Annotated in this window: 26 protein-coding genes; 7 read left to right on the plus strand and 19 right to left on the minus strand. The window is 65.8% G+C overall.

Features of this window, described 5'->3' with window-relative positions; genetic code table 11:
* Positions 1-10: 10 nt before the first annotated feature.
* From AC1DE3_RS25315 to dapA, 8 genes are all read right to left on the minus strand, one after another.
* Positions 11-1,174: an alpha-hydroxy acid oxidase gene (locus AC1DE3_RS25315; RefSeq protein WP_476780829.1), complete on the minus strand. Its 1,164-nt coding sequence runs from the start codon at positions 1,172-1,174 to the stop codon at positions 11-13.
* Positions 1,171-2,139 (minus strand): hypothetical protein, encoded by a 969-nt coding sequence (locus tag AC1DE3_RS25320; protein WP_476780830.1) that lies wholly within the window; start codon positions 2,137-2,139, stop codon positions 1,171-1,173. The genes AC1DE3_RS25315 and AC1DE3_RS25320 overlap by 4 nt, the downstream gene beginning before the upstream one ends.
* A complete protein-coding gene (locus AC1DE3_RS25325; RefSeq protein ID WP_476780831.1) occupies positions 2,136-3,413 on the minus strand; it encodes an NAD(P)/FAD-dependent oxidoreductase in 1,278 nt (425 codons plus the stop codon). The genes AC1DE3_RS25320 and AC1DE3_RS25325 overlap by 4 nt, the downstream gene beginning before the upstream one ends.
* 9 nt (positions 3,414-3,422) lie before the next feature.
* The gene (locus tag AC1DE3_RS25330) at positions 3,423-4,184 is read right to left on the minus strand and encodes an amino acid ABC transporter ATP-binding protein (protein WP_476780832.1); all 762 of its coding nucleotides are present in this window, start codon (positions 4,182-4,184) and stop codon (positions 3,423-3,425) included.
* 10 nt (positions 4,185-4,194) lie between these two features.
* Positions 4,195-4,860, minus strand: coding sequence for an amino acid ABC transporter permease (locus tag AC1DE3_RS25335; protein WP_441509785.1), 666 nt, complete (start codon positions 4,858-4,860; stop codon positions 4,195-4,197).
* Positions 4,861-4,957: 97 nt separating this feature from the next.
* Complete coding sequence (locus tag AC1DE3_RS25340) at positions 4,958-5,806, minus strand: transporter substrate-binding domain-containing protein (protein ID WP_441509786.1); 849 nt, start codon at positions 5,804-5,806, stop codon at positions 4,958-4,960.
* A gap of 127 nt (positions 5,807-5,933) precedes the next feature.
* Complete coding sequence (locus AC1DE3_RS25345) at positions 5,934-7,361, minus strand: FAD-binding oxidoreductase (protein WP_476852857.1); 1,428 nt, start codon at positions 7,359-7,361, stop codon at positions 5,934-5,936.
* A gap of 14 nt (positions 7,362-7,375) precedes the next feature.
* Entirely contained in the window at positions 7,376-8,275 is a 900-nt protein-coding gene (gene dapA, locus AC1DE3_RS25350) for a 4-hydroxy-tetrahydrodipicolinate synthase (RefSeq protein WP_441509788.1), read from the minus strand.
* 155 nt (positions 8,276-8,430) lie between these two features.
* Here dapA and AC1DE3_RS25355 point away from each other — a divergent pair, with 155 nt between their 5' ends.
* The 7 genes from AC1DE3_RS25355 (at position 8,431) to AC1DE3_RS25385 (ending at position 15,041) form a co-directional block, all read left to right on the plus strand.
* Positions 8,431-9,162, plus strand: coding sequence for a helix-turn-helix domain-containing protein (locus tag AC1DE3_RS25355; RefSeq protein ID WP_476780834.1), 732 nt, complete (start codon positions 8,431-8,433; stop codon positions 9,160-9,162).
* 228 nt (positions 9,163-9,390) lie between these two features.
* The gene (locus AC1DE3_RS25360; RefSeq protein WP_476780835.1) at positions 9,391-10,266 is read left to right on the plus strand and encodes an undecaprenyl-diphosphate phosphatase; all 876 of its coding nucleotides are present in this window, start codon (positions 9,391-9,393) and stop codon (positions 10,264-10,266) included.
* Between the two features lie 82 nt (positions 10,267-10,348).
* Positions 10,349-10,669 (plus strand): hypothetical protein, encoded by a 321-nt coding sequence (locus AC1DE3_RS25365; RefSeq protein WP_476780836.1) that lies wholly within the window; start codon positions 10,349-10,351, stop codon positions 10,667-10,669.
* 133 nt (positions 10,670-10,802) lie between these two features.
* Positions 10,803-11,282, plus strand: coding sequence for a TRAP transporter small permease subunit (locus tag AC1DE3_RS25370; protein WP_476780837.1), 480 nt, complete (start codon positions 10,803-10,805; stop codon positions 11,280-11,282).
* Positions 11,279-12,700 carry a TRAP transporter large permease subunit gene (locus AC1DE3_RS25375; RefSeq protein ID WP_476852858.1) on the plus strand — a complete coding sequence of 474 codons (1,422 nt, stop codon included), beginning with the start codon at positions 11,279-11,281 and terminating at the stop codon, positions 12,698-12,700. The genes AC1DE3_RS25370 and AC1DE3_RS25375 overlap by 4 nt, the downstream gene beginning before the upstream one ends.
* 279 nt (positions 12,701-12,979) lie before the next feature.
* Positions 12,980-13,651, plus strand: a complete 672-nt coding sequence (locus AC1DE3_RS25380) for a response regulator (protein WP_476780839.1) — start codon at positions 12,980-12,982, stop codon at positions 13,649-13,651.
* A complete protein-coding gene (locus AC1DE3_RS25385) occupies positions 13,644-15,041 on the plus strand; it encodes a sensor histidine kinase (RefSeq protein ID WP_476780840.1) in 1,398 nt (465 codons plus the stop codon). The genes AC1DE3_RS25380 and AC1DE3_RS25385 overlap by 8 nt, the downstream gene beginning before the upstream one ends.
* 3 nt (positions 15,042-15,044) lie before the next feature.
* Here AC1DE3_RS25385 and AC1DE3_RS25390 read toward each other — a convergent pair whose 3' ends face one another.
* The 11 genes from AC1DE3_RS25390 to AC1DE3_RS25440 all read right to left on the minus strand — a co-directional run bounded on the left by AC1DE3_RS25390 (position 15,045) and on the right by AC1DE3_RS25440 (position 26,658).
* Complete coding sequence (locus tag AC1DE3_RS25390; protein WP_476852859.1) at positions 15,045-15,920, minus strand: ABC transporter permease; 876 nt, start codon at positions 15,918-15,920, stop codon at positions 15,045-15,047.
* Positions 15,921-15,930: 10 nt separating this feature from the next.
* On the minus strand, positions 15,931-16,755 hold the full coding sequence (locus AC1DE3_RS25395) for an ABC transporter ATP-binding protein (RefSeq protein ID WP_476852860.1): 825 nt from the start codon (positions 16,753-16,755) through the stop codon (positions 15,931-15,933).
* 100 nt (positions 16,756-16,855) lie between these two features.
* Positions 16,856-17,851 (minus strand): ABC transporter substrate-binding protein, encoded by a 996-nt coding sequence (locus AC1DE3_RS25400; RefSeq protein WP_441509797.1) that lies wholly within the window; start codon positions 17,849-17,851, stop codon positions 16,856-16,858.
* 300 nt (positions 17,852-18,151) lie between these two features.
* Entirely contained in the window at positions 18,152-18,655 is a 504-nt protein-coding gene (locus AC1DE3_RS25405; RefSeq protein ID WP_476780843.1) for a DsrE family protein, read from the minus strand.
* A gap of 28 nt (positions 18,656-18,683) precedes the next feature.
* Positions 18,684-19,298: a hypothetical protein gene (locus AC1DE3_RS25410; protein WP_476780844.1), complete on the minus strand. Its 615-nt coding sequence runs from the start codon at positions 19,296-19,298 to the stop codon at positions 18,684-18,686.
* A gap of 8 nt (positions 19,299-19,306) precedes the next feature.
* A complete protein-coding gene (locus AC1DE3_RS25415) occupies positions 19,307-20,347 on the minus strand; it encodes a TAXI family TRAP transporter solute-binding subunit (protein WP_476780845.1) in 1,041 nt (346 codons plus the stop codon).
* A 66-nt stretch (positions 20,348-20,413) separates the two neighbouring features.
* A complete protein-coding gene (locus AC1DE3_RS25420) occupies positions 20,414-22,057 on the minus strand; it encodes a hypothetical protein (RefSeq protein WP_476780846.1) in 1,644 nt (547 codons plus the stop codon).
* Positions 22,058-22,247: 190 nt separating this feature from the next.
* Positions 22,248-23,303, minus strand: coding sequence for an amidohydrolase family protein (locus AC1DE3_RS25425; RefSeq protein WP_476780847.1), 1,056 nt, complete (start codon positions 23,301-23,303; stop codon positions 22,248-22,250).
* A 60-nt stretch (positions 23,304-23,363) separates the two neighbouring features.
* A complete protein-coding gene (locus AC1DE3_RS25430; RefSeq protein ID WP_476852861.1) occupies positions 23,364-24,683 on the minus strand; it encodes an MFS transporter in 1,320 nt (439 codons plus the stop codon).
* A gap of 39 nt (positions 24,684-24,722) precedes the next feature.
* Complete coding sequence (locus AC1DE3_RS25435; RefSeq protein WP_476780848.1) at positions 24,723-26,096, minus strand: amidohydrolase family protein; 1,374 nt, start codon at positions 26,094-26,096, stop codon at positions 24,723-24,725.
* A gap of 43 nt (positions 26,097-26,139) precedes the next feature.
* Positions 26,140-26,658, minus strand: coding sequence for a nuclear transport factor 2 family protein (locus AC1DE3_RS25440; RefSeq protein ID WP_476780849.1), 519 nt, complete (start codon positions 26,656-26,658; stop codon positions 26,140-26,142).
* Between the last annotated feature and the right edge of the window lie 185 nt (positions 26,659-26,843).

Here is a 26,843-nt window from a genome sequence, read left to right on the forward strand (position 1 = left end):
TCTCCGGTTCTCAGGCCTGATCGGCCGCTCGACGCAAATCGGCGAGGGCAGGCGCCCCCAGCATTCCCATGGTGATCCCGAGTTCGTTGGCGAGGATGTCGAGGATGCGGCCCGCTCCCTCCGCTCCCCCGATCGCCACGCCATAGAGCGGCGCGCGCCCAATGAGGACGCCGCTTGCGCCCAGCGCGAGGAAGCGGGCGATGTCGGCGCCGCGGCGCACGCCGCTATCGGCCAGGATCTCCAGCCGGCCGGCGACCGCATCGGCGATCGCCGGCAGCACCTGCGTCGGGCCGGGGGCGCAGTCGAGATTGCGCGCGCCATGGTTCGATACGACGATGGCGTCGACGCCGTGAGCCGCCGCCGCCTGCGCATCGTCCACCCGCAGGATGCCCTTGAGCACGAGCTTGCCGCGCCAGTGCCGGCGCAACAGCTCGATGTCCTTCCAGGTCACGTCGGTCGCCAGGCTGAGTTCGTCGGAAAGCGAGGCGCGCCCGAGCTTCGTGCGGAACTCATCGGGATAATGCGCATAAGTCGGCACGCCGCCCGTCGCCAGCGCGCGCAGCATGACAGAGGCGGTCCAGCGCGGGTGCAGCGCGAGGTCGAGGCCGGCCCGCCACGAGGCCTTGAGAGGGATGCCGAAGCCGTTGCGGAGGTTGTATTCGCGGTTCGGGCCGACGGCGGTGTCGACGGTCAGGACAAGCGTCTCGGCGCCGGCAGCCCAGGCCCGGTCGAGCAAAGCGAGCATGCGCTGCCGGTTCTTCCAGACATAGAGCTGGAACCAGAGCCGGGCGCCTGACTCCGCCGCGATGCGTTCGATCGCGGTGATCGACTGGGTCGAGACGCAGAACGGAACGCCCGCGGCCGCCGCCGCTTTGGCGATCGCGATCTCGCCATCGTGCCAGACGAGGCCGGCGACGGCGGTTGGCGCGATGACCAGGGGAAGCGGCTGGCGGCGGCCGAGGATCTCGGCCTCGGTCGAACGTTGCGAGACATTGACCAACACGGCGGGAGAAAGCCTGATCGCATCGAGCTGGCTGCGATTGGTCGCGATCGAGACCTCGTCTTCGCTGCCGCGATCGACATATTCGAACAGACCGCGGGGCAGCCGCCGCGAAGCGGCGCGGCGCGCATCGGCAACGTTGAGGATATGGGCGAAGGCGGGCCTGGCATTCATCGCGGCAGCATCGTCCCGATGCCGCGTTCGCGCGCTTGGCCGACGACGAGATGCGCAAGCGCCAGATCGGCAAGGGCAAAGCCGCGGAAGCAGAAGAAGGAACGGCTGCCCGGCGCCGTGGGATGGGCTGCGTTCGCAAGCTCGACCAGATCGTGGCCGAAGCGGACCGTCGTCACCGGGTTGCCATCGATGTCGTAGGGCGCCTTCGACTGCGCCAGGCTGTCCGTGACCAGCACGTCGAAGGCCGGCAGGTTCTCGGGCATCCAGCTGCGGCCGATATCGACGGCGGCGGCAAAGGCGCTCGGCTTCATCAGCCGGACATCGAGGAAGGGCTTCAAACCCGGCGCGCCCGGCACCATCGAGATAACGATGTCGCTGCGGGCGAGCAGCGTGTCGGCCTCCGCGACGATTTCGGTGGCGAGCCCTCGTTCCGAGGCAGCCTCTGCCAGGCGTTCCGCCGAGGAGCGGCTGCGGCTCAAGGCCAGCACCGTGGTCAGGCCGGGATAAAGGTCGAGGAAGGCGGCGAGATGGGCATGGGCCTGTAGACCGCAGCCGACGAAGCCGATGGTCTTGGGCGCGGCTGGCGCCATGCGCGCGGCGGCGGCGGCCGAGAGCGCTGCGGTGCGGATCAGCGTGATCTCGTCGCCGTCGAGCACGGCCAGCGGCGCGCCGCTGGCGTAGTCGCTGACGCAGATCAGGGCGTTGATGCCGGGCACCGCGCTGCCCGCGCCGACCGGCGCCATCGCGACCCATTTCAGCGTGGCGATCCCGTCCGCCTGCGAGGCGGCCGTCATCGCCTGGAAGCCATGGCCGGGACCGAGCCCCAGCGCGCTCTTGGGCAGGCTGCGGTTGAGGCCGGCTGCATGGTCGCGAAAGGCGCGGAGCACGGCCTCGCGCGCTTCGCCGGGGGCGACGGCGAGGCTCTTCACATCGTTACGCGAAAGATAGAGCAGGCGCTCGCTCATCGGCCGAATCTCCGGGCGGAATAGGGAGCAGGATCGAAGGGCGGCTCGCGGCCGTCGATCAGCGCAGCGACGAGCTTGCCGGTCGCCGGCGCCTGGGTGAGCCCGGTATGGGCATGGCCGAATGCGTGCAGGATATCGGGCGAGCGGGACGCAAAGCCAATACAGGGCAGGCCATCGGGCGTGGAGGGGCGGTTGCCCATCCAGCGATCGATTGCGGGGGTCCCGAATCGATCGGCCTGTCCGGGAAACATCTTGCGGGCAAAGCCGAGCAGGATCTCGGCGCGGCGCCAGTCCGGTTCGGCGGCAGGATCGGCGAGTTCGACCTGCCCGGCGAGCCGCAGCCCCTGTGGCGTCGAGACGACGCCCATCTGGCCATCCGACGGCATCAGCCCGGCGCCCAGCTCGACGCCCGGCTCGGGGATGACGATGTGATAGCCACGTTCGGAGATCAGCGGCACGCGGTCTCCGGCGAGCCGGGCCAGGCCGGCAGAGCCGATGCCCGCTGCAAGGACGGCGCGCTGGCAGGCGACCGGCCCTTGGTCGGTCATGACGGCGCGCAGCTTGCCGTCGTCGAGAACAAAGCTGGCCGCGCGCGCGCCGACGCGCTGCGCTCCGCGCGCCTCCAGGAGCCGAGCAAGGGCGGCGCAATAAGCGCCGGGATCGGCGATCTGGCCGGCATCGTCGAGCCGCGCGCCGAAACGGTAACGCGGCGACAGCTCCGGCTGGAGGCGGCGCAGTTCGGCTTCCTCGACCTCGCTGAAGCGCACGCCCAATTCCTGCCGCATCGTCCAGATCCGGCTCTCGGCAGCGAAGGCTGACCGATCCGGATAGACATAGACCAGGCCTTGCTGCCGGATCAGGTGGCCGACGCCGGCCTCGGCCGCATAGGACTGATGATCGGTCACCGTATCCTTGCAAAGCGGGTAGCGCCGGCGCGCGATCGTCGCGATGCGATCCCAGTCCCGGCCAGCCGCGATGAAGCGKGCGAGCCAGCCCGCATGCCGCGGCAAGTCCCGCCATCGCACGGTGAACGGTCCGGTCCGGTCAAGCAGGAAGCCGGGTACCTTGCGCCACAGTCCGGGCAGGGAAATCGGCGCGATCGCGCCGGGGTTGATCCAGGTCGCATTGCCGTAGGAGGCTGCCTGCCGGCCACCGGGATCGCCTGGTTCGATGAGGATCACATGATGACCGGCGCGCTGGATTTCCAGCGCCGCGCACAAGCCCACGATTCCGGCGCCGATCACGGCGACGGTCAGGGGCGCATCCTTCTCCATCTGCCCGCCTCAGCCGCGATTGTGGAAATGGCTGAGGAAGATCCGCGTTGCTTCGTGCTGAGGCTGCTCGATGACATCGCGTGCCGGGCCTTCCTCGACGATCACGCCATCGCGCATGAAGACGACCTTGTCGGCGACCTCGCGAGCAAAACCCATTTCATGGGTCACGATGATCATCGTCATGCCCTCGGCGGCGAGATCGCGCATCACGCCGAGGACCTCACCCACGAGCTCGGGGTCGAGCGCCGAGGTCGCCTCGTCGAAGAGCATGACCTCAGGCTCCATGGCGAGGGCGCGTGCGATGGCAACGCGCTGCTTCTGGCCGCCGGAGAGCTTGTTGGGGAAGACGTCGACCTTGTCGCTCAGGCCGACCTTGGCCAGGAGCTTGCGGGCCAGTTCCTCGGCCTGCGGCTTCCGCATCGCCTTCACGGAGACCGGACCTTCCATGACGTTCTGGACCACCGTCATGTGCGGAAACAGGTTGAAGTGCTGGAAGACCATGCCCGTATTCGAGCGGAAGCGGGCCTGCTCGCGGGTGCCGGGCAGCTTCGAGCCGTCGCCGAAGGCGAAGCTGTCCTCGCCGATGCGGATGCGGCCGCCCTCGGGCATGACCAGCAGGTTGAGGCAGCGCAGCAGCGTCGACTTGCCGGAGCCGGAGGGGCCGATCAACGCGACGACCTGCGCTTCCTCTACCCTGAGGTTGATGTCGCGCAGCACTGTGAGCGAGCCGAAGCTCTTGCGCAGGCCGGAGACCTCGATCTTGTAGCTCATCGCTGCGCCCTCAATTGCTCTGGGCAAGCCGCTTCTCGGCTTGCTTGACGATCGCGGTCAGCGGCAGCAGCACGATCACATAGATCGCAGCGACCACCGTGTAGACTTCGAGCGCGCGGTAGGTGTCCATCGCCGCCACCTGGCCCTGATAGAGCAGGTCCGGGACAGCGAGGACCGAGACGAGCGAGGTGTTCTTGAACTGGATGATCGACTGGTTCATGAGCGGCGGGATCATCCGCTTGATCGCCTGCGGCAGCACGATGCGGCGCATCACGCGCGCCGGCGTCATGCCCAAAGCCAGCCCCGCCTCGCTTTGACCGGGATCGATCGAGACGATCCCGCCGCGAATGACCTCCGCGTAGAAGGAGCCGCCATACAGCGTCAGCGTCACGATCGCGGCGGTGATCGCGTCCAGCTTGATCCCGGTCAGGATCGGCAGCGCGTAGTAGAACCACAGCAACAGCACGAGCAGCGGCGTCAGCCGGAACATTTCGATATAGGCCCAGGACAACCATCGTAGCGCCGGGGAACGCGAGAGCTGCGCGATGCCGGCGACCAAACCCACGATCAGGCCGAGGATCACGACCGCGATCGTGATCCCGATCGTGACGCCGGTTCCGGTGAGGAAGATCCAGCGGTAACTCCAGACGATGTCGAAGTTCCAAGTATAGGACATGCCAACCCTGCCCGCGCCCAGCGCGGCCTCGCGGACCGAAGCCGTTCACAAGAATGGATGGGCTTCCCGCGGGCGAGCGCGGGAAGCCGAGGAAGCGTTAGAGGGTGATCCCCGCGGGGATGTCCTCGGGCTTGACGCCGACCTGGTCCAGGCTCTCGACGACGGCACTGCGGACGAGGCCGAGGCCGCGCGCATAGCCGACCCAAGTGTTGACGAAGAAGAGCCAGGTCTTGTCCGCCTCGCGGCGCACCGCCGCATTCGATGTCGATCCGAAGAACGGCTGGGGCACGACCACCTTGCCGAGGCTGGGGTCCGCCTTCACGGCACGCACGCCGCCCATCCAGAAGATGCACTGCGCATCGACGCGGCCGCTGCGCAGCGCCAGCATCGCCTCGTTGATGGTCTTGAAGCGCGTGATCTGGGCCTTGGGGCACAGGAGCGTAGCGATCTGGTCATGCGCCGAGCCGACGTCGACCGAAATCTTGACCTCCGGCTTGTTCAGATCGGCCCAGCTCTTCGGCTCGAAGCCCGGCTTGGCGATGACGACCAGCGCGCTGTCATAGACGCCATTCGAGAAATCGACGACCATGGCGCGCTTCGGCGTCGGATTGAGGCCGAACATGATGTCGATCTTGTCGGCCTGCAGATCGAGCACCGCGTTGCCCCAGGTCGTCTCGACCAGCTCGAGCTCGACGTCCATGTCCTTGGCCAGCGCCGAGCCGATCGCATAGAAGTGGCCGCTCCATTTGCCCGAGGCGGGGTCCTTGGTGAACCAGGGGGCGCTCGAGGTCACAGCGCCCAGCCGCATCTTCTTGTTGGCGATGATGCGGTCGAATGTGTTCTGCCCGGCAGCCTGTGCGCGTGCTCCGTTGGAAGCCAGCGTCAGCGCGCCGGCAGCAACCGCGCCAGCGCCGATAAGGCCGGCCAGATCCCTGCGTGTCGTCATTTTTCTCTCTCCCGGCGTTGTGAGGCGAACCCCGTTCTGTCTGGTGAGGCAGGCTCCCGCTTCCCCCGCGGGCTTTCCGTGATCTTCCGCCCCTCACCGGAGGCGGCAGCGGATTTTTCCGTCGTTTTCAAACCGCTTTCGGCGCGAGCAGAACACCCGGATTCATCAGGTTCTGCGGGTCGAACAGCGTCTTGACCTTGTTCATCAACTCGTAGCGCAGCGGATCGGCGAGGCGTTCCAGCTCCTCCGTCAGCTTGCGGCCGACACCGTGTTCGGCGCTGAAGGTGCCGCCGAAGCGCGCCGCGACGTCATGGATCGCCCGCTCGACCTCCAGCGCGAAGGCCTCCGCATCAGGCAGCGCCGCCCAGAATGCGTGCGTGAACATCAGGATGTAGTGCACGTTGCCGTCGCCGAGATGGCAGACCACCTCGCTGTAAGCTTCCGGAAACAGCTTCGCCGCGACCTCGTCGGCCGCCGCGATGAAGGGCGCGACATCCGAGGAGCGCACGGCGACGTCATGCGTGATGCTCATGCCCTCCTTCTTGTTCGCTTCGGAGACGGAGTGGCGGATGTGCCAGAAATCGGCGGCCTGCTGCGCGGAGGTCGCAACCACCGCATCGAGCACATCGCCCTTCTCCAGCGCCGCACCGAGGACCTCTTCGAGGATCGTCGACAGTGCCGCCGTCGCGTCCTCGCTGCCGAGCTCGATGAGCACCGACCAAGCCGGAATCTCCGCGAAGGGGAACCGCGCTCGCTCCGCATGCTTACGCACCAGCTCGAATTGCGAGGCCGAGACCAGCTCGAAGGCCTGGATGTACGAGCCGGCGCGATCCTGCAGGGAGGCGAGCAAGGCGACTGCAGCAGCGGGATCTGGAGCAGCGACCCAGGCATGGGCGGTGTTCGGGGTCTGCGGATGCAGCCGGAGTGCCGCACCGGTGATGATACCTAGCGAGCCTTCCGCGCCGATGAAGAGATGGCGCAGCATGTAGCCGGTATTGTCCTTGCGCAGCGCCGCGAGGTCCGCGAGCACCCGCCCGTCCGGCAGCACCACTTCCAGCCCCGCGACGAGATCGCGCATCGGGCCGTAGCGGACGACGCCGGTGCCGCCGGCATTGGTCGAGATCAGCCCGCCGATCTGGGCGCTGCCCTCGCTGCCGAGATGCAGCGGGAACTGTCGCCCCGCCTCGGCGGCGGCGTTGTGCAGGTCGCCGAGGACGACACCGGCATCGACCGTGGCGATGCCGGTCGCCCGGTCGATGGCGCGGATGCGGTTCAGGCGGCGCAGCGAGAGCACGATACCCGGCTTGTCGCTGCGGTCGCTTTCCGGCACGGCCCCGAAGCACAGCCCGGTATTGCCGCCGACCGGGAAGACCGGTTGCCCCTCGGCCGCGCAGAGCGCGACCACGGCGGAGACTTCCTTGGTCGAAGCCGGCTGGACGACGGCGAGCGCGCGGCCGCGACGGCGCTGGCGCCAGTCGGTGAGCCAGGGCTCCATCTCCGCCGGATCGGTGATCAGCCCCTTGTCGCCAACGATGCCACGAAGCGTCTCGATCACGACACCGTCTCCGCTCAGGCGAGGCTGACGGCTTTGGCCCGCTCGGCGGCCAGCTTGAGCTTCGCCAGCGTGTCCGGGCTCGGCCCCAGCAGCGGCAGGCGGACTCCGCCGACCGGCCGGCCGGCTAGCGCCATATATTCCTTCAGGGGCCCCGGGTTCGTTTCGACATAGATGGCGTCGACCACCGGATCGATCTTGTCCTGAAGCTTGAGTGCCTCCTTCAGCTTGCCCTGACGGGCAAGTTCGAAGATCTCGATCCAGATTCGCGGATAGATCGTCGCCGAAGCGAGCACGCCGCCGCGCGCGCCGAGCGCGACATGGGTGGCGAAAAGCGGCTCCTCCCCCGAGAGGATCGCGATCTTATCGCCCGCGAGCTTCATCGTGCGGATGAAGTCCGGCATGTCGTAGGACGAATACTTCATGCCGATGATCGAACCATCCTCGGCCATGGCCTGCACGGTCTCGGCGAAGGCGGCGACCGTGGTGCGGCGCGGGATCTGGTAGAGCATCACCGGCAGATCCAGCGCATCGCGATAGCGGGCGAACCAGGCGCGCATGCCCTCCTGGGTGCCGGGCGCGTAATAGGGTGTCACCGTCATCACCGCCGAGGCGCCGACCTTGGCGAAGTCGCGGCCCGCCTCCAGCGCATCCTCATAGCCGGTCGCGAGCACGCCGGGGATCACCGGCTTGCCGTCCGCGGCGTCGACGCAGGCAGCGACGATGTCCCGGCGTTCGGCACGCGAGAAGACTGGATATTCGCCCGTGCCGCCGATCGGCACGATGCCGGCGGCGCCGGCGTCGAGCTGGAAGCGCACCAGCGCCTGGAGCCCCTTGATATCGACCGCCCCATCGGCGGCGAGCGGCGTGACGATCGCGGTGTACAGACCGCCGAGGGAGTCGTGCGTAAGCGTCATCTAAGCATCCCCGCAGTGATGCTGCCGGTTCCCCGCGTGTCGGCCCCTCGCCAACCGCGCTCAGTTTCTTGCCGGCGCATCGTTGGGAATGGAGCCTCTTTCAGGGGCGGGAAAGTGTCAACACAAAAATACATAAATGTCGGATACGACAATTATTGGATCATGCGGGACGTGATTCTCTTTCCCTCCTCGCAACCAGAGATTATGACAGGACGATCCCCATCAGGGGGGCGAGGAGAATCGGGATGCCGGAAATCTCGGCGGCGGAACGCGGGGATATCGAACCACCTGAGGCTTGGCAGGCCGGCGACGAGTCGCGCGGTGGCGTCGATATCGGTGTCCGGCTGCTCAAGCTGCGCAAAAGCCGGGGGCTGACGCTTCAGGACGTCAGCGCGATGACGGGAGTTTCCGCCTCGGCCTTCTCCAAGATCGAACGCAACGAGCTATCGCCGACGATCTCGACGATGCAACGCATCGCTCACGGGCTCGATGTCGAGCTGGTGACACTGCTGTCGAGCGGTCAGGACAACGGCACGGTGAGCTTCGCCGGACGCCGCGCCATCAGCCGGGCCGGCAGCGGCAGCAAGCATACGACCGGCACGTGCAACAACGTCCTGCTCTGCGCCGATCTCAAGAACAAGCGCGCCACGCCGATACTGACGACAGTGACGGCGCGTTCTCCGGATGAATATCCTGCCTGGGCGAAGTCCGAAGCGGAGATCTTCGTGATGGTGCTGGAAGGCACGCTCGTCGTGCACAGCCGACTCTACGAGCCGCTTGAGCTGAACAAGGGCGATTCCGTGTATTACGACGCCACGACGGAACACACCTGGACTTCAAAAGGGGTCGCCAACGCCGTGGTGCTGTGGGTTCTTGTCGATCTCTGAGGATAGCGCCCGAGACGCGGCTTGCCCCATAGATTAGGTGAATCTGCAAAATTTGGAGCTAGAACAAGACTCGCCAAGATCGACGTCCGGTCTCTCAGGATTGGGCAAGCGTACCGTCAGAAGCATTAAGGGGCCGATCGCGGGCACATTCGGCATCTCGAGCCAGTCGTCCGTTCGTGGAACGGATCGTGCTTAGCGCATGGCGTTTTTCGCACGAGACCCATCACGATGGCCGCCGCCGCTTGTTCCGCCGGACTCGACACCGGATTCGCCGCCCTCGACTTCGGGCAGGTCGCCGTGCTCGGGCTGGTCCAGGGTGTCAGTGAGTTGTTGCCGATCTCCTCGACGGCCCATATGCGGGTCGTGCCGGCCCTGCTCGGCTGGCCCGATCCCGGCTCCGCCTTCTCGGCGCTCATGCAGCTGGCCGCACTGGCGGCCGTGATCAGCTATTTCAGGCGCGATGTCGGCAGCATCGCCGTCGGGGGGCTCGCGGCGCTCAGGACCCGCAAGTTCGACACGGGCCCGGGCCGGCTGGCGCTCGGCATCGTGGTCGCGACGGTCCCGATCGTCCTGGCTGGTGTCGCGCTCGCGCCCATGCTCAACCGCTGCGGCTCGCCTTTGCGTTCGCTGGAAGTGATCGGCGCGACATCGCTGGTGATGGCATTGCTACTGGCGGCGACGGAATGGTTCGCTAGCCACCGCCGCTCGGTGGAGCAGGCGCGCTGGCCGGATTTCCTGCTGGTCGGTTTGGCCCAGGTCGGAGCCCTGATCCCGGGCGTCTCTCGATCCGGCTCGACCCTGACGGCGGCGCTGGCGCTCGGCTTCAAGCGCGACGAGGCCGCGCGGCTGTCCTTCCTGCTCGGCCTGCCGGCCATTGCCCTGGCCGGGCTCAAGGAAGCCTGGGAGATCGCCAAGGTCGGCATAGACGCCCATGCCGTAGCATTGCTGGCGGTCGGCCTGATCGCGGGCTCGCTGGCTTCCTTCGCCGCGATCTGGGGCTTGATGCGGTATCTGGAGCGGATGTCGAGCTGGGTCTTCGTGATCTATCGGGCTGGGATGGGCATCTTCCTGCTGTGGGCCGTCGCGACCGGACTGTTCGTCTAGATCCTGCCGTGCGAGGCAAAACGCAATCAGCAGGAGCGTCCGGATGAAGCACTTGCTTGGGAGAGGCGAGCACCGATTCGCGATGTTTGCGCTTCTTCTGATGTATGCGCCGGCCCTGCCTGCGCTAGCTGGCCCGGCGGCTGGCTGGCGCTTCTGCTATGCAGGCTCGGAGCAAGACCGTCATTTCTACGTTTCGCAGCCCTTTCCGACGACCGAACCTTTGGAAACCCTTGAGCGGAAATGGGTCGTCTGGTTGGGTCGGCAGGCGCTGCGATACGATACGACCGGATGTCCGCGCGGAGCCGATCCTTCCGAGGTCGAGGCCTCCGTCAAATCCGCCATTCGCTACAATGCCAGGCAAGGCCGCAGTGCGGTCGAACTCGACTGGAAGCCCGCTCCCTGAGCGCCAGGCCGTCAGCTGGCTCGTCCCGGCCTGCGAAAAGGCCGCTCGACGCGCCAGTTGCCGACAGCCCTGCGCCGCAGGCCTACCGACATGACGGAAAATATTTGAAAGATGCCCCTTCCGGAGCGATTCCATGCAAGTCATCGTTGACGGGCTCGATCGGGGCCTGGGTGCGATCTGTCTGGCGGCCCGATGGCTCGCCTTGCCGCTGATCCTTCTGCTGTTCCTGCAATGGCCATTGCGCGATCTGTTCAAAGGTTGGTCGCGTGAAGCCAACGATCTCGGACAATGCGTGTTCGCCCTCTATGTCGCGGTATCACTGACGGCAACCACACGCTCCGGTGCCCACCTGGCGAGCGATGCCCTGGCGCATCGGCACGGGGAGAGGCTGCGGCGGGCGCTGGAGATCGGGCTCATCGTGCTTGGGCTTCTGCCCTGGTCCCTGTTCCTGCTGATCGTCGGGTGGCCGGCGTTGCTGGCCAGCCTTCGGGTCCTCGAATCGTTCCCGGATACCGGCAATCCCGGTTATTTCCTCATTCGCGCCTCGGGCTTCATTCTGGCTGCGCTCGTCTTCGCGTCCGGCTTGCTCGGTTTGCTGCGGAGGCGCGCGTGAGCCAGTGGGTCGGCCTTGCCATGCTCGGCGGCGTCGCGCTGGGCGCGATCGCGACCGGGCTGCCCGTCTGGGGCGTTCTGATTTGCCTCGCGGCGGTAGGTGCCGCCGTGTCGGCCGTGCTCGATGCTTCCAGCATCGCGCTCTTTGCGGCGCTGCCGAGCCGTCTCGTCGGCCTGCTGGAATCCGATCTGCTGCAGGCGTTGCCGCTGTTCGTCTTCATGGGAGCGCTGCTGAACCGCTTGCCGCTCGCTCGCATTCTGTTCCACGCGGCGCTGCGTCCCTTCGGTGGCGCATGCGGAGCGACGCTGGCGCTCGGCGCCATTCTGGGACCGATGAACGGTTCCGTCAGCGCCAATGCGATTGCCCTGACACGAGCGATCGATCCGGCACTGGCCGAGCATGAGGTCCCGCCCGCCGAGAGCGTTGCATTGTTGACGGTTGCCAGCACGCTCGGCGTGCTGGTTCCGCCTTCGCTCGTCCTGATCTTGCTCGGCGATGCGATGATGACAGCTCATACGATCGCGCTCAATGCGACCGGGCGGGTAGATCGCATCGTCAACACGCAGGACGTTTTCCGCGGCGCCATGTTGCCGGCCGGGTTGTTTCTCGCGGCCTGTCTCGCCCTGACGTTTCTGCGCCGGGAACCCGGCCGGCGCCTGCCGGTGCCGACGCTGGGGGAGACCGCTCTCGCGCTCCTCACCGTCGGCTTCATCGGCGGCCTGCTCGTCGGCGTCGCGCTCGGCTATTTCTACGCGGTCGAAGCCGCGGCGATGGGCGCGGTCGGCCTGCTGGTCGCGGGAGTGTTGAGCCGTCAGCTGGATCTTGTGCGGCTCAAGGCGGTCCTCGACGACACGCTGGCGATGACCGGTGCATTGATGGCGCTGCTGGTTGCGGCGACGACTTTCACACTCGTCTTTCGCGTGCTCGGAAGCGACCGGCTCGTCGCTGGCTGGATGGAGGCGGTGCCAGGCGGCCCTCTGGGAATTCTGGGGGCGGGTCTCGGCCTGATCTTCCTGGCGGCCTTCGTTCTCGATGCCTTCGAGATCATCTTCGTGCTGATTCCGATCCTGCTGCCGCCGATCTTGATGCGGGTCGAGGATGCGCAATGGGTCGCGGTCCTGACCCTGCTCATCCTCCAGACGAGCTTCTTGCTTCCGCCTCTCGGCTATGCGCTGACGATGACCCGGGCGGCCTCGACCCGGCGTGCGCCGTTGCGGGCCGCTATGGCGTCGCTCGCTCCCTTCATCCTGGTGCAGCTATGCGTGACGGCGGCGGTCGTTTGCTGGCCGAACCTGGCGCATTTGGGGAGGACGCCTGAGCAGGCCGTTGCGGCTCCTTCCGAAGCCGACGCCACACGCCGCCTGCGCGAGATTGCGCCTCCCGCCGACCTGCTGGAGATCGGGCCGCCAAAATTTTGAAATAGAGATTGCTGTGCTGCACCGTTCATGGGGGCGTCGGCTGCGCCTGTTCCGCGCGATTGAACTGCTACGCGGCGGGAGGGCCATGATCGATACCGCACTCGCTCGGTCTGAGACGAGGCCCGCTTCAGATGCTGTCTTCAAATCGCCTCCCTTGGCGGCGGAAGGACTGCTGCCGTTCGGTCCCTTGCCATCGCGGCGACAATCGCGTTCCTTGAGGCATCCGACCGGCAACGGTAGGCGTCAATCCGACGCGCAGCGAAAGAGTTTGCCGAGCACGTGCGCATCCTGTTGGTCGAGGACAATCGTGAGCTTGCGGACTGGCTCTCGCGCCTGCTCCGGAAGAGCCGCTACGTGGTTGATTGCGTCCATGACGGGCTCGACGCCGATGCGGCTCTCGCGACGCACAGCTACGATCTCATTATCCTCGATATCGGCCTGCCGAATATGACCGGGCTTGAGCTGCTGCGCCGCTTCCGTCAGCGGCGCGGATTGGCCCCGGTGATCATCCTGACAGCCAACGATGCCGTATCGAGCCGGGTCGCAGGGCTCGATGCTGGCGCCGACGATTATCTCGTCAAGCCCTTCGAGCCGGATGAGCTGGAGGCACGGATTCGGGCTCAGCTCCGCAGGCGTCAGAATAGCCGCACCGCACATGTCAGCTTCGGGCCCCTGGTCCTGGAAACGGATGCGCGCCGCTTCATGCTCGGTGGTGCTCCCCTTGACCTGACGGCGCGCGAGTACAGCGTGCTTGAAGCGCTGGTTCTAGCGGGTGGTCGCATCGTCCCCAAGGCGAGCCTGATCGATACCGTTTTCGGCCTCGACGATGATGCGACCGACAATGCGCTCGAAATCTATGTTCACCGCGTTCGCAAGAAGCTCGGCGGCGGAGGGGTCTCGATCGGCACCTTGCGCGGCCTGGGCTACGCCCTGAGGCTGAAAGGTGAGTAGGAGCCTGCGCGCCGAGCTTCTGGCTTGGCTGCTGCTGCCATTGGCCGCCGTCGTCGCCTTCAACGGCTGGACCCTGCGCCGGGACGCGACGCGGACGGCAGATCTGATCACCGATCGAACCCTGCTCGCTTCGGCGCGCGTCATCGCGGAGCAGGTCAAGGAGAGCGATGGGCGGGTCGAGTCGCTGATCCCGCCCTCGGCGCTGGAAATGTTCGCCTCGCCCGACCGCGAAAAGGTGATCTACCGGGTGCTATCGCCGTCCGGGGAACTCATTGCGGGTTTTCCTGATGTGGTGGAGCCGCCAGCGCCGCCCCAAGGGTTGGAGCCCGCCTATTACGAGGGCCAATTCCGCACAGAGCCCGTGCGCGCGGTCGCCCTGGCTCAACCCGTGATCTCGAAGGTGGAAGGCGGCAACGCGCTCGTCATCGTCGCGACGACCCTGCATGGCCGTGACCGGCTGGTGAACGAGATCTGGCAGAGCTCGCTGCGAGACCAGCTCGTGCTGGTCGGCATCGCCGCCCTGCTGGCCCTGCTGGGGTTGCGGCGCGGCCTGGCGCCCTTGCTCCGGCTGCGCGACGAACTGCGCAATCGCGACCCGGAATCGTTGACAGCGCTGGACCGCAATCGCGTGCAAGGCGAGCTCAGGCCGGTCATCGATGCGCTCAACCATGCGCTCGAACGCGTGCGCGTCTACATCCTTCTCCAAAGGCGCTTCGTGGCCGATGCTTCACACCAATTGCGCACGCCGCTGGCCGTCCTGAAAACGCAGGTTGCGATGGCGCGCCGCGACGACGATCCGCAGTTGCGGCACGAGGCGCTCTCAGCCATCGAGCGCGGCGTCGACAACATGGGCCGGGTCGTGAACCAGCTCCTGACCCTGGCGCGGGCGGAACCGGGCGGCGCGGCGCTGCGGAAGGAACGGCTCGATTTCGGCGCAATCGCGCGCGACGTGCTCGTAGGCCTTGGAGCCATTGCCTTCGATAAGGACATCGACCTTTCCTTCGAGGCTCCCGATGCCGCCCTGCCCATCAACGGCCACGTCACCTTGCTGCGCGAGCTGGTGACCAACCTCGTCGACAACGCCCTGCGTCACATCCCTGAAGGGGGCAGCGTCGCCGTGAGGCTGGCATCGTCAAACGCCGCGATTCTGCTCGTCGTCGAGGACAACGGCCCGGGTATTCCAGAGGCCGATCGCGAGCGGGTTTTCGAGCGGTTTCACCGCCTTGCCCCCTCGACGGTCGAGGGCACCGGGCTTGGGCTCGCGATCGTGAAGGAGATCGTTGCGGCCCATGACGGGACGATCGCGCTCACGGAAACGCAGCCCCCGCCGGGGCTGCGTGTCGAAGTCAGGCTACCGATGGCCGAGGACCAGCCGTCACCTTCGGTTTGAGCCTCACTGCTGATCCTGCAGTGGCTTCGGGCGCCAGGTCGCGAGCCGGCCCTCGACCCAGGTCATCAGATACTCGGCTACGAGCGCCACGATCATGATCACCACGATCGCCGCATACATGCCGGCGGAGTCGAAGGTGCCCTTGGCGATGTTGATGAGCAGGCCGATGCCGTGGCGCGAGCCGACGAATTCGCCGACGATCGCGCCGATGATGGCGAAGCCGAAGCTCACATGCAGCGAGGCGAAGATCCAGCTCATCGCCGAGGGGATCACCACCGAGCGGGTGAGCTGCCAGCCGCGCGCGCCGAGGATCTGGGCGTTGGCCATCAGGTTGCGGTCGGCCTCGCGCACGCCCTGGAAGGCGTTGGCGAAGACGACGAAAAAGACCATTACGAAGGCGAGCGCCACTTTCGAGCCGATGCCCAGCCCGAAGATCATGATGAAGATCGGCGCCAGCACCACGCGCGGGATCGAATTGAACACCTTGATATAGATCGAGAAGATGTCCGCCAGCATCTGGTTGCGGCCAAGCGCGATGCCGACGACGATGCCGGCGACGGAGCCGAAGACGAAGCCCAACGTCGCCTCTTCCATCGTGACGTAGAGGTGCAGCCAGAGGGAGCCTTCCGAAGTGCCCTCGATCGTCCATTCGACGAGCCTGCTCCAGATCGCGCTGGGGCTCGAAAAGAAGAACTCGTCGATGATACCGGTACGGGCCCCGAGTTCCCAGCCGCCGAGGATGGCGAGCAGGATGGCCCAGCGCCAGAACAGCACCTTGTGACGGCGAAGGCGGGCAGCCTTGGCCGCGGCGGCTTCGATTTCGGCGTCGGACGTTCCGGGGCGGAAGCCGGTAGAAGTGGTGAGAACTGCGTCGGTCATGGCGCCCTCCTCAGGCTGCGCGGGCTTCGTCGCGGGCAGCGCCGCGCTCGACTTCGGCGCGAAKATCGTCCCAGATCCGGCGGGACAGCGCGATGAAATCGTCCTGGTAGCGGATCTCGCTCACAATGCGCGGCCGCGGCAGCTCGACGGGGTAGATCGCCTTCACCGTGCCGGGGCCGGATGTCAGCACATAGACCTTGTCGGCGAGCGCGATGGCCTCCTCAAGGTCGTGAGTGACGAAGATCACCGAGGCCTTGGCCTCCGACCAGAGGTTGAGCAACACCTCGTGCATGACCACGCGCGTCTGCACGTCGAGCGCCGAAAACGGCTCGTCCATCAGCAGCACTTGCGGTTCGTTGATGAAGGTCTGCGCCAACGAGACGCGCTTCCTCATGCCGCCGGAGAGCTGGTGCGGATACTTGGTCTCATGGCCGCTCAGATGCACGCGGGCGAGCCACTCACGCGCCTTGGCGTAGGCTTCGTCGCGCGGCTTGCCGCGGAAAAGCGGGCCGGCGACGACATTGTCGATGACGCTGCGCCAGGGAAACAGCGCGTCCGTCTGGAAGGCGAAGCCGATACGCGGGTCGATATCGGTGACCGGCTGGCCGAACAGCCGAACTTCGCCGCTCGATGGCCGCGCGAGGCCGGTGACCAGGTTGAGCGTCGTGGATTTGCCGCAGCCCGTCGGGCCGACGACGGCGACGAATTCGCCGCGCGCCACGCTCATGTTGAAGTCCCGGATCGCGGTCATCGACTTGCCATCCGGCGTGATGAAGCGGCGCGAGACGTTGATGAGCTCGATGACCGGGCTATTGGCCGTGTCGGTTGCAGGCATGAGGCCTCCTTCGCCGCGAGGCGGCGTCGCTCGATTGCGCTTGATCAGAGGGGGCGGTGAGATGCGGCCGGCCTGTTCCGGCCGCTCTCCGCGCCGAAGCTTACTTCGCAGCCTTCACGAACTCGGTCGTATAGGTCTTCGACAGGTCGATCTGCTTGCCCTTGATGTTCTTCGAGAAGCCGGAAAGCACGGCGAGAACGGTCTCGGGGCCGCCCTGCGGCATCACGCCGTCGGCGGTGAACATCGCCTTGCCGTCGGCGAGCGCCTTCACATAGCCGTCCTTGTCACCGACATAATAGTCCTTCGGCATCTTGTCGGCGATATCCGCGGCGCTGTGGGTGTTGATGTATTTCAGCGTCTTGACGAAGGCGTTCGCCAGCTTCTGGACGATCGGCTTGTTTTTCTCCACCCAGGCGGTCGGCATGTAGAGCGAAGCGGCAGGATAGGTGCCGCCGAGCGCGGCCTTGGTTTGCTCGATCGTGCGCATGTCCACGAGAATGCGCGCCTCGCCGGTCTTCAGCAGGCGCGAGATCGTGGGCTCGGTGGTCATGCCGGCCTGGATCTTGTCCTGCTGCATGGCGGCGATGAAGGTGGCGCCCGCGCCGACCGGCAACGAGGTGAAGTCGCTGAGCTGCACGCCGGACTTAACCATCAGATATTGGGTCAGGAAATTGGTCGAGGAGCCGAGGCCGGTGACGCCGAGGGTCTTGCCCTTGAGATCGGCCATCGACTTGACGTCGGGGTATTTCGATGAAACCAGCTCGACCTCGCCCGGGGCCTGGCTGAACTGGACCACCGACTGAACGAATTTGCCCTTGGCCTGCAGGTCGACGCAATGATCGTAGAAGCCGACGACCCCCTGGACCACGCCGGCGAGCATCTCATTCTCGGCATCGACACCGGCGGCTTCATTGAGAAGCTCGACATCGAGACCTTCATCCTTGAAGTAGCCCAGGCTCTCGGCAAGCTTCGCGGGCAGGTAGATCTGCTTCTCGTAGCCGCCGACCATGATGGTGACCTTGTCGGCGGCGAAAGCCGAGGTGGCGGCGAAGAGCGAAACGATGGCGATAGAACGAATGGCAGCGCGCATGCGCATGGCGAGGCTCCTTGTCTGGTTTCCTACCCGGTTCGCCCCACTTTATGAGGAGGCTTGTCGCCGGGTTATCGGCCAGTAGCCCGCCAACCTTTCGCCAACCTTTCGACCGAGCGTTCGGCGTTCGCTCCAGAGCATGGCTGTCGAATCTTCCGCTTCCCTCCATTCGGAAACGCTGGCCGGATCATCCTCGATATCGGCTTCGCCACCGACTCGCTTGGAAATTCGCAGATCTCATCCATCGGATCGACCGCATCGCGACACGAAACAACGCAAATCTACGATCGATTTCAATGACGGATGTCACGGCCTGACATAGGTCCAGCCTCGCTCCTGCAACTCCATCACGCGCACCACGCCAGATTTCACCAGCGACGCCTCGGGCACGAGAGCAATTTCCTTGTTCTCAGCCTTGGCCATATTCTCCTGCGTATTGCCGCAGGCCTTGAAGGAAATTGCCGGGGTGCTCGCCGCGATCGCCTTGATCCGTGCCTTGACCGGGGAGGTGTCATCGCGAAGCATGTGCAAGCCTGGGCCGAAAGTGACAATCTCTATTTCCACCGGCTCTCCAAGATCCTTGTAGTATTGCGCAACGTTCGTCGCGTTGTTGAGCGCCAGATTCATCGTTGCAGGCTCGTTGGAGTTGACCTGCAGGATAAGGCGGTGCGTTTTTGTTTCCGACGCGTTTCGCTTTGATGCCTGCGCAGTGGCCTGCTTCCTTTCCTGCGCCACTGACGGCGGCATGGCGATCAGGAGCGCAGCGACGCCGGCCAGTGCAGCCCGCGCGATTTTCACATAGCCAGTCATCACTGCTTCTCCCTTGTCGGTTCGAGGATTATCGACTGTTTGGCCTGGCAACGACGTTCGGCCACTTGCACGCTGCGGCGACCTTGGCTCGCACGACCTTCAGCCCGGCCAGCGCAAACTGCCCCTCATAGGTGCCGGCTCGGGCCACGAGGCGGATATTGAGGCCGCCTTCGTCGGGCAAGGAATACAACAGATGCACGACATCGGCCCTGAATGCGGTGCCGGAACCGAATGACGACGCCCCGGCTGCGACCTGCAGTGGCTGAGCGCCGTTGATGCGGTAGATGATGATACCGTCGGCGCTGCCACCGGCCACGGCCGGCCCTGAAACCGCCAATTCGGTTCGGCCGCCACGGCAATAGATGGACAGCCGCGTCAACGCGCCTTCTGATCCGCCGCTCGCAAGCGTCGTCGCGGTGACGATGGGAGCATAGTCGATCGGCGAGGTGGTCTCGCTGACGATCCAGTTGTCTTCGCCAGGCGCCGGGCGATCGGTCGGCGCGATGCTACGCGACAGCTTGTCGAGGCACTCCAGCCGCGCAGCGGGCTCCAGCACGGCGCAAGCGCGAAGATGCATCACCGGATCGACCACATCCTGCGCCAGCGCGGCTCCGCAAGCGATCTCGAAGACGATGGACAGCATGGCCGCCTTCATCGCAGAGCCCGCGGTGCTCGCGTTTGGCGGTCCAACCACTCCTGGGCGGCCGGAAAGCGGTCGAGGCCCGGGACGGTCGCGGCCAGGTTGATTGACTTCCATTTCGCGTCGAAGCCGGGACCCTGAAGCCTGTCGATGCGGGAGAACAGCACATCCACAAAACGGGCTACGCGCTGATAGCGGTTCGTTTGCGCCGCCCAGTTGAACGCGACGAGCGCGGTCGGCACCGCAATCGTCTGCACGCGCTCTCCCGGCTTGATCAGCCCCGGATACTCGCCCGCCTCCAGCACGGCCGGAAGATAGTAATCCTCGAACTTGCTGTCGTATTTGACCGGAAGGAACTTGAAGCCGGGCTCGAAGCGCCCGCGCACGAATGCGTCGACCGGCTTCGAGGTGATGAAAACGACCCCGGCCATCTCACCTTTGCGCATCTGCTCGAGCGCCACCTGATGAGGGATGAACGTCTTGTCGACGTTGATGCCGAGCCGGCTGAAGATCAGCGGCCCCGAATAGGCGGCAGCGGTGCCCTGCGTGTTGAAGTTCACCTTCTTGCCGGCGAGATCCTCCAGGCTCTGGATCTCTGGCCGAACGAAGATATGCAGCTCCGACGGGAAGAGGTTGAGGACATAGGTAATCCGACGCCGGATCTGGGGCAGCTGCGCCTTGTATTCGTCCAGAGCGTCGGAATTGATGATGGCCGTATCGACGCCGCGCAGGTAGAGCAACGAGTTCAGGTTCTCGGTGGCGCCCCGCGTAACGATCGGCAGGACAAGCAAATTCGGCCCGTCATCGACGACGCGCGCCATCTCCGCCGCGAGACGAAGGGGCGCTCCTTCAATCAAACCGCCGGCAAGACCGACGGTCCAGGCGTTCATCTTCTCCTGTTCCGTCGCCTGCGCCGGGATGCGACGCGACGAGGGAGTGGCCTGGGCCTCGACCTTGGCTGTCTGCGCGAACAAATCAGCCGGCTGAAGCCCCGGCATAAGCGCTATCAAGGCAGTCAGCAGGAGCAGGCTTCGTCTGGCAAACCTCGTCATCCTCGAACTCCCTCGCGAGCGCACTAATCGGACGATGAACCGAAGCCGCACGGCCTGGCAGGCGCATCATCGGCTCAAAGTCTCGAACCTCTCCTTCGCCTCCCGAATGCCGCCCGCATGCGCCTTCGCGTAGAGCTCGCGCGCCCTCGCCACCTCGCCCTGCGTTCCAAACGTTTTCCAGGTCGAGAGAACGTTGGGGTCGTATGTCTCGGCCAGCATGAAGACCGCGCGCGGACTGCCCATCTCCGCGGCACGCTCAAGCACGATCCGCGCTGCACCGATGTCGCCTTGGCCGAGCAGCGCGGCAGCGCGCGCAATCATCCTCACCGCCTCGCTGCCGCCCGGCACGTCCGGGGCAGCGGGCGACGCGATGGCCGTGCCGGTGGCAGATGCGACCTGCCGGGCAACGGGACTGCCTGTCGTCGCTTCCGGCTGAATGCGCGCGGCAGCCGCGCTTCGCGCGGCATCGAGATCGGCGGCCCCGGCTGCCGCCTTGTCGCGCTCCTGGCTGAGTGCCTGTTGAAGCGCCGCCACGTCTTTCTCATAGGCTCGCCTGCGGAGTTCCGTCTGTTCGCCGATCAGCCGGAACTGCACGGCCAGCTTTTGGTTCACCTGCTGCGCCGTTGCCAACTCGCTCGCCATGGCGCCATTCCGGGCTCGCTCTTCGTCGAGCGCCTGACGGAGCTGCGCCGTGTTAGCCGTCAGTTCCTGCCGCGCAGCCGCCGCATCCGCGAGGGCAGCAGCCATTTGCTGGCGTTGCTGTTCGAGTGATTGCGCGGCGTTGGCGGTGTCCGCTTGCTTGAGCGGCGCCGTATCGGGGTCGGCTTGGTGCGATTGCGCCGTCTGCGCCTCGATCTCACGCCGCGCCATCGCCAGCTCGCTCGCCAATGCGGCGCTGTGGGCGCGCTCCTCGTCGAGGGCCCGGAGGTGCTGCGCGGTGCTTGCGAGCAACTCCTGCCGCGCAGCCGCCGCGTGGTCCGCCAGGATCGCGGCCCGCTCGCGCTCCTGCTTCAGCACCTGCTCGGCCGCCGGCCCCGCTTGCAACTGCGCTTCCAAGCGCTCGATGGTACGCCGAGCTCGATCCAGCTCCTGCGCCAGGGCCGCCTCTCGCGCCAGACCTTCCGGCGGGTTCCGGCCCGTTGGTTGCGGCTCATCCGGCCCGGGCGCCGCCGCAGCTCGTTGCTCCCGCATAGTCGGCGTCTCCGACGCGGGCGGGCCGGGCTGCCTGTCGACGGTTCGGAGGACTTCAGGGACGGCGGTCTTCGAGTCCCTGCTCGGCAAGCCCGCATCCTGAGCGACCACGCCATCGCCCGCAGGCGGCTCGGCAGCGACTTGCTTTACACAGCACAGCAGCAGCGTCGCCGCAGCGATGACAGTGACGACGGGCGTAAAGAAGCCTCGCCACATCCGCTTTACGGCAGGATCAGCGTCAACCGATCCTGCGCCGTGTGGCTGGAAATGAACTCCGCGGGCGACCGGATGCCTATGCGTCCGCGTGAGCCTGATAGGGCCATCGTCCTTCCCGTCGGCCCAATCGCCCGCTTCCGGCGACCTGCCGCCGACGTCGCAATCAGCACTTGCATCGTCCTCGATGACGACGCAATGCCCGTCTTTCGGTGCGGTCTCGATCGCGTGGCGCATGTAAAGGACGCCTGCATTGACGGCGTTATCGAACCATAACTTCTCCGCTTTGCCTGAGAAAAAGCCCAAATCTCCTCATGGCAAGTATCCGGCACAGTATCGCGAATTGCCACGCCACGCCACACCGACTTCGCGGCCTGTCGACGTCTTGCGAGGGCCTGACCTTATGAAACGGCTCCGGCACCGACTGATGGGGCGGATGACCGCTCCGCGTGGATATATTCCCGCCAGAGGGACTGCCGGTGCCGGATCGCGATCATCATGCCCTTTTGAGTAGCCGAAGCGCATTCTCGCGCTCGATCTGCGTGAGGTCGGCAGGGGACAGCAAGCTGATCTTCTGGAGGCCATCGGCGACGACCTTGCCGGAGAGATAGGGAAAGTCGCTGCCGAAGAAGAGCTGCTGGCTAGGCACCAGCTGGAGAAGCGCTGCGACCGAAATCGGGTTCGCCATCGACACGACGTCGTAGTTGAGCCGCTTCAGTTCATAGAGCATGCCCTTCGGCAATTTCTCCGGCAGTCCCGGCGTGAAGAACATCGCCGCGTTCAGGCGCCCGGCCAGGAAGGGCAGCGTTCCCCCGCCTTGGGCGAAGATGAAGTTGATGTCCGGGCACCGGGTCAGCGTCCCGCTGAACAGGAGGCTGGTGATGCAGCGCGTCGTGTCCGTGGGGAACTCGATCAGCGCCGAGGATACGCCTTCCTGCAGATTGCTGCAGCAATCCGGCGCCAGCGGATGGACGAATACCGTCGCCTTGCGCCGGTTCAACTCGTCGAAGACCGGCGCGAAGGCAGGGTCTCCCGGCCAGCGCGTGCCATAGCTCGTCAGGATGCCGATGCCGTCGAGCTTCAGCACGTCGAGCGCATATGCGATGGCTTTCAGGCTGCCTTCGATATCCGGCAGCGGGATCGGCGCGAACATGCCGAAGCGGCCCGGATATTTCTGCATCATCTCCGCCCCGTAGTCGACGCAGACCCTGGCGAGCCGCCGGCCCTGCTCGACATCCCCGAAGAAGATGCCCGGCGCCGCCACGGAGACGATCGCCTGGTCGACCCGGCTGCGCTCCATCTCGTCGAGCGAGCGCTGAGGCGTCCAGCCGATCATGGTCTCGGTCGGCAATCCCTGAGCCTGGGCGATGATCCGCTCGCGCACCTCATCGAGGTATTTCGGCGGGAAGATGTGGTGATGGGTATCGATCCGGAAGCGGCCTTCCGGCTGCGCCTGCGCGAGTCCGGCGCCCGCTGTCGCCGTCGCCGCGAATGCTGCGACGGTTCCCAGCAGCATGGCACGGCGGGACATGGTTTCGTCAGAGGTGGTCATTTCGAAATTCCCCTTTTGGTATTGTTGTCGTTGCCGGTCGAAACCGGCGCCTGCTCATGGTCAGGCAGGAGCGCCGTTGGGCTCGCCCAGCCCCTCATGCTGCCGCGGGGTGTGGGCCTTGCCGGGCAGGCAGCAGACGCCGATGAGCCCGATCAGCCCGACGAGGATGACGTAATAGGCCGCTGCCGCCTTGTCGCCGGTGGTGGCGACGGCGTAGCTCACCATCAGCGGCGCGGCGCCGCCGAAGATGCTGTTCGAGACGTTGAAGTTGAAGCCCAGGATCGAGGCGCGGATGCGCGGTTCGAACAGCGCGGCGTTCATGACGATTCCCAGCCCGACGATCACGCTGCCGGGAATCGCCAGCGCCACCTGCAGGGCCACAAGTCCCCAGAGCGTCGGCGCCTGGATGATCCAGGCATAAAGCGGGTAGACGATCAGCAGGATCGCGACCGTGGCGATACCGTAGAGCAGCCGCGGCGAGGCGCCGCGATCGACGCGGCCGGCCCAGAAGATCGCGCCCGCGGCCGAGAGGAGACCCGCCACCAGCGTGCTGATGAAGGGCGCATTCAGGCCGAGATTGAGCTCGCGGACCGCGAAGGTCGGCATGTAGATGAACATGATGTAGAAATTGCCGCCGCCGAAGGCGAGCAGGGCGAAGGACGCCAGGAAGGCGCGGCGCTGCTTCGTCCAGATCTGGCGGATGTCGTCCGACCAGGACGTCCTGGCAACACTCGCAACGTCGAGCGTCTCATCGACATGGCGCCGGATGTAATAGCCGACCGGGGCGATCAGCAGCCCGAAGATGAAGGGCAGCCGCCAGCCCCAATCGCCCATCTGCTGAGGCGTCAGCGTGTTGAACAGCAGGAAGCCGACAAGGCCGGCGAAGACGACGGCGAGCAGCGTGCTCGCCATCTGCCAGGCGACGAAAGTGGCCTTGCGGTTCGGCGGCGCCGATTCCGCCAGGAGCGAGACCGCGCTGCCATATTCGCCGGAGGCGGCGAAGCCCTGCATGAGGCGGGCCGTCAGCACGATCACCGGGGCGAGCAGACCGACGGTGGCATAGGTCGGCGCGAAGCCGATCATGGCGGTGGCCAGCGCCATGATCCAGATGGTGATCGTCAGGGCGCGGCGGCGGCCTTTCCGATCGGCGTAGTAGCCCATCACAAGAGCGCCGACCGGCCGCATCACGAAGCCGACGGCGAAGGTCGCGAGCGTCAGCATCAGGGCGACATTCGGATCATCGGCGGGAAAGAACAGCCGCGACAGGATCACGGCCAGATAGCCGTAGATGATGAAATCGAACCACTCCAGGGCGTTTCCCAGCGCGGCTGCGACGACGACGCGAACCGACGACCGTTGCGATTGCGTACGCACCGACATCTCAATCTCTCCCGTGATGAAATCGAGCTTTTGCTCTTGTTATGCGGCCATCGGCACATAGCCGGATTCCCGGATGATCCGGGCGGCGGAGGCTTCCAGCTCCCCGGCCTTGCGGCGCAGAAGAGCCGCATCATACCCGAGCACGCCGCCACGCTTGAGGACCTGCCCGTCGACGATGACGGTATCGACATTATGCGCGCAGCCCTGCTGCACGACCGTCCCGACCGGGTCGTGCACCGGAAACAGGTTGAAATCCGTGGCCTTGAGCAGGATCACATCCGCCTTCTTGCCGGGCGTTAGGCTCCCGATCAGATGCTCTAGCCGTATCGCCCTGGCGCCGCCGATCGTCGCCCATTCGAGCGCAACGCGTGAGAGCACCGGCAATTGCGTCAAAGGCGGCAGCCCCTGCGCATAGTTGGCGCGATGCTCGAGCGCCCGCTGGTAGAGCATAGCGAAGCGCATCTCGTTGAACATGTCGCTATTCGCCGCCGGAATGCTGTCGACCCCGAGTGAGGGCAGCGCGCCGAGGGCACGGATGCGTCCGGTCACCGGATCGGCAGGGTGGACATGCAATTCGATCATCGACGTCACCGTGAAGGATGCGCCGGAATCGACGATCAACTTGAGCTGCTCGTCGTCGATGTAATTGCCGTGGACGACGTTGTGGTTCTCGTCGAGCAAGCCCAGCCGGGCCGGGATCCGATACCCTTCCGGCGAGACCTGATCGGCCGGCCGGCGCGCGGCATGGGAGCTCGACAACAGGCCAAGCTCGCGCACCAGCCTGAAATCCTGCTCGACCACCTCGGGGACCGAGAATTGCGGGCCGAGGATCGCCGCCGCGAGGGTGACGCGGCGGTCGTCGGAGGAGAAGCGCTCACGCCGCAGCCTTACCAGCCGCTCGCGCGGATGGGGCTCATGGGTGAATGGGATGTCGGACACGGTCTTGAGCGGTTTGGCAGTGCCGTGGCCGAAGACGGCCCTGAGCCCGCTTTCTTCCAGCGCGTCGACCGAACGCTCGGCATGCTCGAACGAGGTGATGTTGTGGCACCAGTCGAAGAGCGTGGTGACGCCGGCATTGAGCTGCTCGAGGGCGCCGGCCAGTGTGCCGATATAGTTGTCCTCGGGCCGGAAGCGGGTGGCCATGTTGCCATGCATGATCCGGTGGTAGTCCGGGCCGGTCCAGTCCGCTCCGATCGAGCGCAGACCCGTCTGCCAGGTGTGGAGATGGGCGTTGACGAGGCCGGGCATCACGATCATGCCGCTGGCATCAATCACCTCGTCGGCATCGGCCTCGATTCCCGGCGCCACCGCGGCGATGCGATCGTCCTCCAGCAGAACGTCGGCGATGGCGAAATCGCCGATGGCCCGATCCATCGTGACGACCTGCCCGTTCCTGATCAGCTTCCTGCCCATGATGGCGCTCCGTAAATCCTCGAGATCGCAGTGCAGCGCCCGGCTATTCGCCGAAATGGGCGTAGGACGGATCCTGCCGTCCGATCGCGCCGGCATTGGCGTACTCGGTCGTGGCGGCGAGTTCCGCGGCGGTGAGGACCCTGACCTGGCGGTAGTCGCGGATGGTGCGGCGGTGCGCCAGCGACCAGCGCCCGCCATCGCAGCGCCAGCGGTCGAGATAGCGAGTGTGAACGGTGCGTTCCTCGATGTCGCCGTCGTCACGCTTGACGATCAGATGCGCGGTCGCCGAGGTCTCGCTGACCGCCCCCTCGCCCTTCAGCGCGACGAGGATGTTGCTCATGCTGTGCCGGTTGTAGAGCATGCTCGTATGCGCCTTCATCAGGAAGGCGACATAGTCGGCCCAGCTTCCGGAGAAGAGCGGCGGGAAATCCACGGTCGCGGTTTCATGCGCCATCGAGAGCAGGAGCTCCCGGTCGAGCCGGTCGAGCCCGCGCGGATAGGTGTGGATCAGCCGGTTGATCTCGGCCTTGCACATCAGTTCGTGGACGGCGTCATGCCCCATTTTGGGTCTCCTGCCGGCCGCCTATCGAACGGCCGATGCGTGATGGATCAGAGGACCGTCGTCGCGGCCGGAACGACGGCTTGCCGGGCGGCGTGAATGCAGGCCGGCAGAGGCCGGCAAGGCGCCTGCCGCCAAGAGGAGGCCGGTGGGCGACGACAAGCTGAGCCCTCGCCCACCGGCGTGAG

The sequence above is a fragment of the Allobosea sp. 10L417 genome (assembly GCF_056395485.1).